General features: G+C 44.5%; 9 protein-coding genes. 3 read left to right on the top strand and 6 right to left on the bottom strand.

Going from position 1 to position 12460, the window contains the following annotated elements; all coding sequences use genetic code 11:
• Positions 1-108: 108 nt before the first annotated feature.
• Both BLP33_RS20510 and BLP33_RS20515 read right to left on the bottom strand, forming a co-directional pair.
• The gene (locus tag BLP33_RS20510; RefSeq protein ID WP_090532618.1) at positions 109-906 is read right to left on the bottom strand and encodes an alpha/beta hydrolase; all 798 of its coding nucleotides are present in this window, start codon (positions 904-906) and stop codon (positions 109-111) included.
• 8 nt (positions 907-914) lie between these two features.
• Positions 915-2033: a Zn-dependent alcohol dehydrogenase gene (locus tag BLP33_RS20515; RefSeq protein WP_090532863.1), complete on the bottom strand. Its 1119-nt coding sequence runs from the start codon at positions 2031-2033 to the stop codon at positions 915-917.
• A gap of 297 nt (positions 2034-2330) precedes the next feature.
• Between BLP33_RS20515 and BLP33_RS20520 the strand changes: the two genes are divergently transcribed.
• Entirely contained in the window at positions 2331-3896 is a 1566-nt protein-coding gene (locus tag BLP33_RS20520) for an alpha-amylase family glycosyl hydrolase (protein WP_090532620.1), read from the top strand.
• An 80-nt stretch (positions 3897-3976) separates the two neighbouring features.
• On the opposite strand, the gene BLP33_RS20525 is transcribed toward BLP33_RS20520, so the two are convergent.
• The 3 genes from BLP33_RS20525 to BLP33_RS20535 form a co-directional block, all read right to left on the bottom strand.
• Positions 3977-4624, bottom strand: a complete 648-nt coding sequence (locus BLP33_RS20525) for a gluconate 2-dehydrogenase subunit 3 family protein (protein ID WP_090532622.1) — start codon at positions 4622-4624, stop codon at positions 3977-3979.
• A gap of 20 nt (positions 4625-4644) precedes the next feature.
• On the bottom strand, positions 4645-6381 hold the full coding sequence (locus BLP33_RS20530) for a GMC oxidoreductase (RefSeq protein ID WP_090532624.1): 1737 nt from the start codon (positions 6379-6381) through the stop codon (positions 4645-4647).
• A gap of 132 nt (positions 6382-6513) precedes the next feature.
• Positions 6514-7176, bottom strand: a complete 663-nt coding sequence (locus BLP33_RS20535; protein ID WP_217633198.1) for a 3-keto-disaccharide hydrolase — start codon at positions 7174-7176, stop codon at positions 6514-6516.
• A gap of 1335 nt (positions 7177-8511) precedes the next feature.
• Between BLP33_RS20535 and BLP33_RS20545 the strand changes: the two genes are divergently transcribed.
• Both BLP33_RS20545 and hisS read left to right on the top strand, forming a co-directional pair.
• Positions 8512-9441, top strand: coding sequence for a hypothetical protein (locus BLP33_RS20545; RefSeq protein ID WP_139160033.1), 930 nt, complete (start codon positions 8512-8514; stop codon positions 9439-9441).
• 278 nt (positions 9442-9719) lie between these two features.
• Positions 9720-11096 (top strand): histidine--tRNA ligase, encoded by a 1377-nt coding sequence (gene hisS / locus BLP33_RS20550; protein ID WP_090532629.1) that lies wholly within the window; start codon positions 9720-9722, stop codon positions 11094-11096.
• 337 nt (positions 11097-11433) lie between these two features.
• Here hisS and BLP33_RS20555 read toward each other — a convergent pair whose 3' ends face one another.
• On the bottom strand, positions 11434-12432 hold the full coding sequence (locus BLP33_RS20555) for a YihY/virulence factor BrkB family protein (RefSeq protein ID WP_090532630.1): 999 nt from the start codon (positions 12430-12432) through the stop codon (positions 11434-11436).
• Positions 12433-12460 lie beyond the last annotated feature (28 nt).

Consider the following 12460-nt stretch of genomic DNA (forward strand, 5'->3'; position numbering starts at 1 on the left):
GATAAACGTTACGAAGTGCAATAATGGTATGTATGCCTAATTAAAACTGACAAAATAATGATATTCGCACATTACAAGCCAGTCCTTAGTGTATATTAACAGCCTCATCTACAGCTTACCGGCAAAAAATTTAAGGGTTGAAATAATATGTTTTGCCCAGTATGACCACTCGTGTCCGCCCTGGTTTTCCTCATAAACATGAGGGATCTTTTCCTTATCCAGCTTTTTATGCAGGTCACGATTGTAGTTAATCAGCAGATCATTAATACCGCAATCAAACCGAACAGGCGGCAGTTGGGCCCTGTATTTTTTAAATGTTGCAAACACATCTTCGTCGGCCACAATATCCTGGGCATAGGTTTTTAAGGGCTCGCCGGCAAAAAGTTTGATTTGCGGCAAGCTTGTTATAGATGAGAGGCCCGAGATAGCTTTAAATTTATGCCCGTATTTTGCGCCGATCCTCAAAGCGCCAAATCCTCCCATAGAGAGGCCAGCTATAAACAGCGGTGAATTTTCTTTTGCACCCGGAATATTCTCCATTACAGCCGTAGGCACATCCTCGGCTATCCACTGTTCAAAATTAAAGCCGCTATGCGGCAAATAACCTGAGCCATCGCCCCAAAGCCCGTCTGACGGCATGGCTAATATCATTTTTGGCAATTCGCCTTTTTCAATCAGCTCATTAGTTTTTAAATGAACGCCCCCGCTCATGGCCCAGCTCCAGGCGCTGCCATACACCCCGTGCAGCAATATTACAATAGGTAAAACCTCGTTTTTATTGGCTCCGGGCGGAACGTATACACAAATATCACCCCGGCCCTTTAAATTGGGCGTTTTTACAGTTATAAACCGTAGCTGATTACTTTCATATTGCGGATTGGAAATTTCTGTTGTTTTAAATGGCATGAGCTTTTTTAGTCGAACACGATAACCCCTTTGGCATTCCTGCCTTTCAGCATGTCGTCAAAAGCTTTATCAAGTTCGTTTATAGAATATGTACGTGTAATCATTTCTTCAAGTAATAAGTGCCCGCTGGTATAATGTTGTACTATATCCGGAAAATCAATTTGCGGGCGGCACTTACCATAAAGCGGGTTAATGTAAATCTTATCCCATTCAAAAAGGCGCATATCAATGGTGATTTCCTGTTCAATTCCGCTTACCTGTATGGCCGTACCGGCATTGCGCACCATTGCTAAGGGGGCTGCACCTAATTCGGGTATGGCAGTGCATTCAAAAGCGTAATCTGCCCCGCGGCCACCGGTAAGTTTTTTTACTTCTTCGGCGGCTTTAAGCAGGCCTATATCATCTTTCGTGGCTAAAACAGTGTGTGTTGCACCAAACTTAACAGCCATTTCAAGCCGGGTGGGGTTAATATCAATAGCTATGATCATACCCGCGCCGGCAATTTTTGCACCTTGCATCACATTAAGGCCAACACCGCCGGTACCCAATACAACTGCTGATGAACCTGCTTTTAGCCTGGCTGCATTTACAACTGAGCCGTAGCCTGTCATCACCCCGCAGCTGATGATACTTGCAGCAGGGAATGACATGGTTTCCGATGTGTTTTTTACCACCGCCGACTCTTTTACCAAAGTATATCCGGCTATGGTACCAATATTAAACGACCTTAAAATGGGATCGCCATTAAGCGTTGTTCCGTCGAGACTGGCATGGCCCGGAGTGTAGCCATTGCCGCCGGCTGCAACCGGCGAGGCTACTTCACACAAATGCAGATTACCCTCCAGGCATTGAAAGCATTTGCCGCAATGCATGGCCCAGTTTAAGATCACCTTATCCCCGGGTAATACACTGCTAATATTTTTCCCAACCGAAACCACAATACCAGCGCCTTCATGCCCTATAATGAGCTGCTTTCCCCAGCTTAACGAGTCATGATCGGTATGGCAAAGTCCCGCCGCTTTTATTTTAACCAGCACTTCATCTTCTTTCGGTTCGTTCACCACAATATCCTGTACCGAAAAACCACCCTTTCCATTGGCAATACCCGCCTTGCATATTATAGCCATAATTGGGGGATATGTTAAACGCTTTTCATACGCCGTTAAACCAGTTGAGCAAATAATAGCAATCACGATAGCTTGCCATATTAACAGTGCTGAATGCAACAAAAATAGGTTAAGCTATGATTCTAAAACTTTAGCAAATTGTCCAAAAAGTAGCCTATATTATCCGCGCAGGCGCTTTTTATAGCATTTGACAATATTTTTAAAGGATCCCCGGATAAAATACACCAGTTTTTCACACCTGTAGTTATTGTTAATAATCAACTCTTTAGGTTACTTTAAACTCCAATTATAACAACCATGAAACTAAATAAGCTTATTATCCTGGGCCGTTTATTGTTCGGCTTAATTCCCTCCGGTGTTAAAGCCCAAACGGGTGCGCCGGGCAACAACGAAATTATTTACCATATATTCCAGCGAAGTTTTTACGATAGCAATGGCGATTATCACGGCGACCTGAATGGCATCCGCCAAAAACTTGATTATTTGCAGGAACTTGGCGTAACATCCATACTGCTTACACCGCTTTACGAATCTGCTTTTTATCATAATTACTTTGCCGTTGATTTTGAAAAGATCGACCCGAAATACGGCTCCCTTGCCGATTATCTCAAATTGATCAAAGACTTGCACCGCCGGGGCATGAAATTTTATATGGATATGGAAGCCCAGTATGTAACCCAAGATTCCCGCTGGTGGAAGGAGGCTTTCGGAAATCCAAAATCACCGTACAGCGATTATATTTTATGGGACGACAAGGACAACAAAAAGCCGTCAACCATAGTATATAACCTTACCGGGCTGACAGGTTACGACAGCGTATCCCGCAAAATAACTACCGCAAATCTTAACAGCGCGGCCTCAAAAGCTTACAACCTCAAACTGTTCAGCTACTGGATAGACCCCAACGGCGATGGCAAATTTGATGATGGGGTAGATGGTTTCCGGCTTGACCATATGATGGACGACCTGGATAATAAAGGCCGTCTTCCACATTTATTTGATACTTTCTGGAACCCTTTACTAACCAAGCTAAGAGCCATCAACCCTAAAATTAAAATAGTAGCCGAACAAGCCAATTGGTTTAGCCTTGGCACCGAATACTTGGAACACGGCAGTGTTGACCGGGTATTTGGGTTACGGCTGTGTTTTGCTATCCGGTCGTTTGACAAAAAACTGCTGTTGGCCAATGCCGATTCAACACTGGCCATGCTGCCGCCCGGTAAACAACAGGTAGTTTTTATTGAGAACCACGATGTGCCGAGGTTTAGCTATGCGGTTAAAGGCGATCTGGCTAAACTAAAAGCCGGCTGTGCATTTAACCTGTTAATGGGCGGCATTCCATCCATTTACTACGGGCAGGAGTTGGGCATGACCGGCACTACGACAAATTTTGGCGCTACCGATGCCAATGAAATTCCCGACAGGGAAGCTTTTGAATGGTACAAAAGCGATGCCGGCAAAGGTATGGCCCTGTGGTATAAACAAACCGGCCCCTGGAAAGATCAGTTTAATAACGATAAGCCTAATGATGGTATCTCCCTCGAAGAAGAAAAACAGGACCCAAACTCATTATGGAATTACTATAAACAGGTGATCGCTATCCGCAAAGCAAACCCGGCATTTGTTGATGGCAGCTATAAAACCATCAGCAATGATAATGACCATGTTTTTAGCTTTATAAGGAAGGGTGCCGGGCAAACAATATTGGTGGCAATAAACCTGTCGGATAAAGAAACAGGAGCGACTTTTGAAGCCGGAGGCAATCCGGTTAACATTATTGGCGATGTAAAACCGACATTGAAAGAAGGAAAGCTGGCGGTTAATTTGCCGGCGCTTGGGGTGGGAGCCTGGGAGTTGAGGTAAAAACTTGCGCTCGTTTGTAACGAGCGCAAGAATAGTTTTTTTAAGCCCTCCCCATGCGGGGAGGGTTTGGGTGGGGCTGCTTACATCGAAGCCGAAGCTTTCACATTTTCCATGCCGTAATGTTTCAGGATATCTTCAGGTACACCTGTCCACTTGCCGGGTTGGTTACCTGCGTAGCCAATATCTTTCACCCCGATTTCGCTGGTGAAAAAGCCTGAAGCGGTAAGATCACGCATGCGGTTGAAGAAAGCTACACCCTGGGCCATTTCTGGTTTGGCTTTTTTAGGGTAAGCGATCATATCAATTAGCTGGATCTGCTGATCTTTAGTGCAGTCGGTAAATGGCTTGCCGAAACGGTTAAGGCATTGCAAATCGAGCCAGCGTAAACCACCGCGCATCGGAGTTTGATGATCGGGCATATCTTTTACAATAAACTCAATAAAATCCGGCACCTTGGCATCAGATGCGCTGCCCGATTTTTCATCTTTTGGGATAATGATATCGGCCAGTACAGTGATGGTAGCCATTTCGGCAGCGGTAAAAAATTTATCAGCATGCAGTTTTTTATCCCGCTCAACCTCAAACGGCTGGCGACCAACTTCGTCACCGGCAGCTGCGGTAGTTGTTTCTTCTGCACCTTTTTTAGTATCGGTTTTACAGGCCTCCAGTAATAATCCTGCCGAAAGTGTTCCTAAGCCCAGGGCTTTAAGGGAGTCACGTCTGTTCATAAAATTGTTATGTTAGCTTGTTAAACGTTTAATTTTTTTCTTTCCTGAATAATGTATTCTGCAGTACGCATTGACAATGCAAGGATTGTCCATGTGGCGTTTTTATCACCCTGCTGCACAAATGGAGCAGCGTCAACCACAAACAGGTTTTTACAATCATGCGCCTGGCACCATTTATTTAAGGCCGATTTTTTAGGATCGTTACCCATACGGATAGTACCTACTTCGTGAATGATCTTACCCGGAGCTTCCAAACCGTAGTTGGTTTCAGGGCCTTGCGGCGGACCGTATATTGCACCGCCCATATTGTGCATAATTTCCTGGAAGGTTTCCTGCATGTGTTTGGCCTGTTTAATTTCATCAGGCGCCCATTTGTAATGGAAACGCAATACCGGGATCCCGTATTTATCAACTACGTTAGGATCAATTTCGCAATAGTTATCATAACGGGCAATAGCAGTACCACGACCGGCCATGCCAAATTGGGTACCATAAAAACGACGGTAGTCATCTTTCAATGATGCTCCGTAACCACCGGCCTCTTTCATTTTACCATCGCGGCCCGGCACTACACCGTTCATATTCTGGATACCACCGCTAAAACCATATGACGGCATGTGTAAGCCACCGCCATACTCAATGTGATAACCACGCGGAAAATCCAGCTTTTTATTATCTAACCACCATGGCGAGTAGATGTGCACACTGCCAACGCCGTCTTCATTGTAACGCTTGCGGTCCATCAACTGTGGAAGGAAACCACCGGCGCTTGAGCCTGTTGAGTCATGCAGATAATGCCCTACAACACCGCTGCTGTTAGCCAAACCGCCCGGATGCTGGGCCGATTTTGAGTTAAGCAGGATCCTGGCCGATTCGCCTGCGCTTGCACCAAGGATAACTGTTTTAGCGTTTACCTGGTACTCCTGCAAATCTTCTTTATTAACGTATGATACACCCACAGCCAGGCCTTCGGCATTAGTTATTACCTCGCGTACCATAGCATTGGTAATAACTTTTAAGTTACCGGTTTTAATAGCCGGGATTACCAAACATGACGATGCCGAGAAGTCACCATAAACTTTACAGCTGCGACCGCACTGCCCGCAGAAGAAACAAGCGCCACGGTCTTTATTACCCGGTAAAGCTTCTGTTAATACCGAACCACGGCCCGGGATAATTTTAACGCCAGCTTTTTGAGCACCTTTTACTATATAAAGCTCATTAAGTCTTGGTTTTGGCGGAGGTAAGAAGATGCCATCCGGCTCATTCTCCAAACCTTCTTTGGTTCCGTAAACACCTATCATACGGTCAACCTTATCATAGTATGGCTTAACATCATCATAGGTGATTGGCCAGTCGTCGGTAAGGCCGTCTTTGGCCTGGAAATCACGCGGGCCCATTCTTAAGGAGATCCGGCCCCAGTGATTGGTACGGCCACCCAGCATCCGCGAGCGGAACCAGAAAAACTCGGTTTTATCTTTGGTAGTGTAAGGTTCGCCGTCGATTTCCCAGCCGCCATAGGCCGCGTCAAAATCGCCGAAAGGACGGGTAGTACCGGCGCCGCGGCGTGGCGATTCCCACGGCCATTTCAACTGTTGTGAATCTTTAGCAGGGTCAAAGTAAGCACCGGCTTCAAGCATTAAAACTTTTATGCCGGCGTTGGCTAATACGTAACCGGCCATACCTCCGCCGGCACCCGAACCAACAATCACCACATCATAGGTGGCTGATGATTTTTTAATTTGCAGATCGCTCATATTATATTAAAGTATCCTTCTTTCTTATACGAAGAGAAATTACACATGCCAGGAGCATGTTAAAACACAATTTAAGTTATGGTATAAAGATATGAACAGGGCACTATATCCGTACCCTGTTCATAAAAAATATTAAAGCTCTTTCAGTTTAATGTTACGGTAGCTAACCAGGTGACCGTGATCCTGCAAAGCAATGTGGCCTTTAGGATATTGGGCAAAACCTTTCCAGTTTTTAAACTTGCTATCAGCTAATACTTTGTTCCATTCGTCGCTGCCCATTTTTACATCAACAATTTGGGTACCATTAAGCCAGAAAGTAAGCTGACCATCTTTTTTGCGCAATTTTACTTTGTTCCATTCGCCGGCCGGTTTGCATACATCTTTTGAAGGGGCAATCATATCATATAATGAGCCCGCAAGGTGGTTAGCTTTTTTGTTGTCGCTCGCATCTTTGTTATCAAGCACCTGCATTTCCATGCCGGTTAAGTAAGTTGCGTCAAATTGAGGGTCTTCATGCACCCCGAAAATAATACCGCTGTTACCCTCTTTGCTGATATTCCACTCTAAGGTAAGTTCGTAGTTTTCGTACTCGCCATCGGTAACCAGATCGCCATGGCCTTCTGCTGCCTGCGGATCGAGTTGCAAAGCACCGTCAACAACCTTCCAGCCCACAACTTCCTTTTTTAAGTAGGTGTGCCAGCCATTGGTGGTTTTCCCATCGAACAGTTTGGTTTGTGCCGATACCGACAGGCAAAAAGCCGGGATGGCCATCAGGCCAAGCATGATTTTTTTCATAAAATTATAGTTGTTTTTATAGTATCAGAACCGCCATTAAAATAGCGTTGGTTGGTTGCGGCGGCTCCTGTTGGTTTCATTGTTTTGCTTTGTACAAGGTATCTGACTTAAAAAGTATAAAACTGTTTAAGGGCATATTTTGATAAAACGTTTTAATTGCAAATTAAGTGAACATTTTTTTAGGTTGGGCTAAATATATTGGCTTTTTTTCAATGCTAAAACGATTATCGCAAAAATAAAGTATAAGCCCGCGAAAACCGAGGTAAAAGCTTGGTTACAATGGACAATTTATGTTAGATGGATAACATAGAGCGGCATCTGAATGTAACAAATAAGGTGTCCCAATTTTTTGATTCCCCACAAAAAAGTAAAAAACCGCGGCCGCTTTTTTTTTAAAAAAACAGTAATGTTCCATTTTTTGAGAGTGAAACAGCGGAACGCCTTTTTTGTGAAACACATTGATAATCAGCCACCTAAAAAACAAAGCGAAACAACATTAAGCAATTGATTATCAATAAGTAAAACCTAAAGGAATAATCAAAGGTGTTTCAAATGCAGAACAGGAGGCAGCGAATATTTCAGCGATTTTTTATCCGTTTTTTAAGTTTTTCCATATCAGCGGATTGAGCAATGCTAAGCACTGACAAAATAGCGCCACCATATTTTCAGATTGATATGTGTTGTTTTGCCCAAAGGGCAAAATAAGCCTGCGTTTAGCAAAACCCGATTGATAATCTTCGTTGATCAAGAAGTCACGGGTACCCGGCCTGCAAGCCAGCGCCATGTACTTGTGCCGGTTCGCGAAAAAAAATCGCGGTTAGAAATTTTCACACGAATTATTTTTCTCACTTAACACAATTAATCGAATTACACGAATTTCAAATTTATGCAAGTAAAAAATTCGTGTAATTCGATTAATTTGAAAAAATTAGTGTAAAAATTTCTTATTCGTTCGCCTCCCGACAGCATATATTTTTTAATGCAATTTTTCTGTGGCACACCCGCGCCGATTTGATAAATCTACCACAAAACAGCCAACAAGTGCCCATAATTTCCGGTTAATGTCACAAGATGCCGATTACCGATACATTTACTTAATGCTGACATATGCCCAATTGCAAAAAAACTTATAATAGGTAATATTGCGCCGTTGTGGTTAACCTTATCTTAACGCATAAGATTATCCATAAATAACTATAACCCAAGCATTATCGGTAATTAACACTTACTACATTGATCAATTTTTATTTTATAAAACCTGGTTTCAAGAAATCTGGTTTAACGTTTGCATTAAAAGCAATTTGCATACTTTTTATTTTTATTACTGTTGACAATTTGACGGCGACCGCGAATATCCGCACTATTACCCCGGCCGATACACTGTCCGACAGCGCACTGATGAAAAAGCGGCTGATCAACCAGGCATTCGATCACATTTACGAGCAAAACCTACGGGTATCCGAAGGGGGAAACGATTACTTTAACAAAATAAAAACCCAGCTCACCGCCGATCTGGCGCCGAACTTCGTTTTATTCAGCACGCCAAAGTCGCGTTTCTTTTTTGTGTTTACCCCAAGGGTGAAGATCCGCCTCCTGGCCTCACATGGCGCACCGGTAAAATCGCCAAGCTTTATGCCGGGCGGTACGGTGTATTTCAGGGTGAACGAGGACACTTACAATCCAAAGTTCTTTTCGTTCGGTTACTCGCATCATTCCAACGGCGTACGCGGACCATCACTTAATCCCGACGGCAGCTTTAACCGGGATAGCGGCAAGTTCACCACCAACTTTTATACTTTAACTTATTACAGCGGTAAACGCTTTGATAAAAAAGACCTGATCATCAACCGCTATGATAACCTGGGTTTAGAGGTCCATGCCGGTTTGTTTAACCTTGGCCTGTCCGAAGGCTTGAAGGATCATTATGGCTTTATCCGCATCAACGGCAGCCGCATGTATAATTTTGCCAAAGCCTATACCGACCCTATTGATAAAAACAAAAAAGTATACCAAAACTGGCAGCGCATCCGGTTCGACTTTACTTACATCGCCGATAAGTACGATAATTACTCGACTTTTGATTTTAAGAAGCGTTTAAATGTAAGCCTGAAATACTATTACCAGTTTCCGTTTATGCCTGATGCCGCCCTTATGGTTGGCGGAGGTTATCGCGGACAGGATGATTACAACCAGTTTTTTGAAGATAGCTATGGTTATGTTACCATTGGCTTTGCAACGAGCTTAAGCTTTCATACGCATAAGTAAAAAAACTAAGCCGCCGCTCGGCTCCAGCCGGGTGGCAACTATTTCCAGGCCTCTGGCCTGTACAACGGGCTTCGGCGGCTAGAGGCCGTTTGATAGTCAACACCCGGCAAGAGCCGGGCGTTAGCAAAGGGGGAAAAGAAAAGCGGTTCGCAGGCGAAACCGCTTTTCTTTTTTTAATCGCTGCCGCAAGCCTCCCGGCTTGTGGCCCGCATGCTTAGCAACAGGCATGCAAAGCAAACGCACAACACGCATAACCCTCTTTTTTGTACATTTGCCGCATGGCATCCATTAAACCATCAGTACCCAAAGGCACCCGCGATTTTTCACCCGCCGAAATGGTGAAACGCAATTATATTTTCGACACCATTAAATCTGTTTTCCGCAAATACGGCTATCAGCAGATAGAAACACCGACCATGGAAAACTCGTCAACCTTAATGGGGAAATATGGCGAAGAAGGGGATAGGCTGATTTTTAAAGTACTTAACAGCGGTGATTATCTGGCCAAGGTTGACGAACAAAAACTTATTGAACGCAATTCTAATTCTGTTGCGTCTGCTATCTCCGAAAAAGCCCTGCGCTATGACCTTACCGTGCCATTCGCGCGTTACGTAGTGCAACACCAAAACGAGATCACTTTTCCGTTCAAGCGTTTCCAGGTGCAGCCGGTTTGGCGTGCCGACAGGCCCCAGCGCGGCCGTTACCGTGAGTTTTACCAATGCGATGCCGATGTAGTTGGCTCTGATTCACTACTGAACGAAGCCGAGTTTATCATGATCTATGATGAAGCTTTAACCAAACTTGGCCTTAAAGATTTCAGCATAAAGATCAATAATAGAAAAATACTATCAGGAATTGCCCAAGTTATAGATAAAGCCGATAATATTATTGATTTAACTGTAGCCATAGATAAACTGGACAAGATAGGCCTTGATGGCGTAATTAAAGAACTCCTTGAAAAAGGTTTTACCGATGCCGATATCGACAAACTAAAACCCGTTATCCTGCTTGAAGGTGATAACACCGAAAAGCTGGCAAGTCTTCGTGAAGCATTAGCCCAGTCAGAGATCGGCCTAAAAGGCTGTGACGAAATAGAAACCGTTTTTGGCTATATAGATCGCTGTCCGCTGCAAACCGCCAAGTTGGAGTTGGACATTACCCTTGCCCGCGGCTTAAACTATTATACCGGCGCCATCTTCGAGGTAAAAACCAACGAAGTTAATATGGGCAGCATTGGCGGCGGCGGCAGGTATGACGACCTCACCGGCATGTTTGGCTTAAAAGGCCTTACCGGTGCAGGGATCTCCTTCGGGGCCGACAGGATCTATGACGTACTGGAAGAGCTAAACCTGTTCCCGGCCGGCAGCAATCAAACCACGCAGGTACTTATATGCAATTTCGATAAAGATGGCGAACTTTATAGTTTACCTCTATTACAGCGGCTCCGTCGCGATAATATCAACACCGAACCCTATCCGGCAGGCGCGAAAATTAAAAAGCAGATGGAGTACGCTAACAATAAGAACATCCCTTATGTGGTGGTTATCGGCGGCGATGAAATGCAAACCGGGCTATTGACATTTAAAGACATGGCAAGCGGGGTTCAGGAGAAATTGACGGCGGATGAGATCGCAGCAAAACTAAACCGGGATTAAACGGATTTTTTGGATTGGCGGGATTTGATTTGTACGCAGCTTATTTTCATTTCCTTTTATAGTTTAGTGCAAATGACAAATCCGGGGAAGACTTACGAAGTTTTGGAAACTTGGTAAGTCTGGATTCTACAACATATCATGGCACCAATTGAAGGATCGCGCGCAAAGCCCTACCCACCATGCTTCGACAGGCTACCCATGACATAATAAAAATCAAGGTCATGCTGAACTTGTTTCAGCATCCCACTCGCTAAGCGGCCATGCTAAGCAAAACGGCCACCTGTCCTATGGGGTGCCGAAATAAATTCGGCATGACGGCAGGTATATGTAATCTTTTCTACTCCTTTTTCTCTCCCTCATCCTTTTTCAAATGCCCTTCAAGCTGCGGGTTTTGAGGTGGAAGGGTTTTTACGCGGTGTTCAACCTCGGTTTGTTGAACATGAACGGCGTAATCTGCCGGCTCGATATGGCTCCCGCTGGCTTCGGCAAATACCTGGGTAAACTCGGCACCGATGTACAATATGGCCGATGTATAATAGATCCAAACCAATATCACAATAATAGAACCCGCCGCGCCATAGGCCGACCCTTGCGCTGTATATTGGATATAAAGGCTGATGAGATACTGCCCTATCATAAACAGGATAGCTGTAAATACCGCGCCGCTGCGCACATCGCGCCATTTGATTTTAACATCGGGCAAAAACTTAAATATGATGCCAAACAAGATAGTGATCACCACCAGGGTAATACCCAGGTTTAGCACCTGTACAAATACTTTCGTAAAAGAATCGATACCGGGAAAAAAATGCTGGACCTGATCCTTCAGGGCACTTATGATCAGGTTGATAATAAGCGATGCCAGCAATAGGAAGCCCAGGCTGATGATGAGCGAAAAGGACACAAATCGGTTTTTCAGCAATTGCATCCAGCCGCTTTTGGGCTTGGCTTTGACCCTCCAGATTATGTTAAGCGAATCCTGGATCTCGATAAAAATACTGCTCGCGCCCAATAAAAGCGTAACCACGCCAATAACAACTGCTATGCCCGATTTCCCGGATAGCGCAAGGTGCTTTAACGCATCCTGAATTTGTGCCGCCGGTGTTTTGCCAACATAACGGACAATTTCGGGGTACAACCGCTCGGTTGCGGCATCCTGTCCAAAAACCAGGCCGGCTACCGATATTACAATAATTAATAAAGGGGCAATTGAAAAAACGGTGTAATAAGCCAGCGAGGCACTTAATTTTAAGCCATTATCTTTTGAAAAGCCCGTGAACGATGCCAGCAGCACCTTCCATAGTTGTTTAAAGTATGCTTTGCTTAAAAACTTCATGCCTGTATTTTGTGGGTTAATGCTTATT

The organism is Mucilaginibacter sp. NFR10 (assembly GCF_900100445.1).
Classification (GTDB): domain Bacteria; phylum Bacteroidota; class Bacteroidia; order Sphingobacteriales; family Sphingobacteriaceae; genus Mucilaginibacter; species Mucilaginibacter rubeus.

Coding starts and splice junctions, on each gene's coding strand:
- BLP33_RS20510 (WP_090532618.1), bottom strand. CDS start 906: ATGCCATTTAAAACAACAGAAATTTCCAATCCGCAATATGAAAGTAAT.
- BLP33_RS20515 (WP_090532863.1), bottom strand. CDS start 2,033: ATGGCTATAATATGCAAGGCGGGTATTGCCAATGGAAAGGGTGGTTTT.
- BLP33_RS20520 (WP_090532620.1), top strand. CDS start 2,331: ATGAAACTAAATAAGCTTATTATCCTGGGCCGTTTATTGTTCGGCTTA.
- BLP33_RS20525 (WP_090532622.1), bottom strand. CDS start 4,624: ATGAACAGACGTGACTCCCTTAAAGCCCTGGGCTTAGGAACACTTTCG.
- BLP33_RS20530 (WP_090532624.1), bottom strand. CDS start 6,381: ATGAGCGATCTGCAAATTAAAAAATCATCAGCCACCTATGATGTGGTG.
- BLP33_RS20535 (WP_217633198.1), bottom strand. CDS start 7,176: ATGAAAAAAATCATGCTTGGCCTGATGGCCATCCCGGCTTTTTGCCTG.
- hisS (WP_090532629.1), top strand. CDS start 9,720: ATGGCATCCATTAAACCATCAGTACCCAAAGGCACCCGCGATTTTTCA.
- BLP33_RS20555 (WP_090532630.1), bottom strand. CDS start 12,432: ATGAAGTTTTTAAGCAAAGCATACTTTAAACAACTATGGAAGGTGCTG.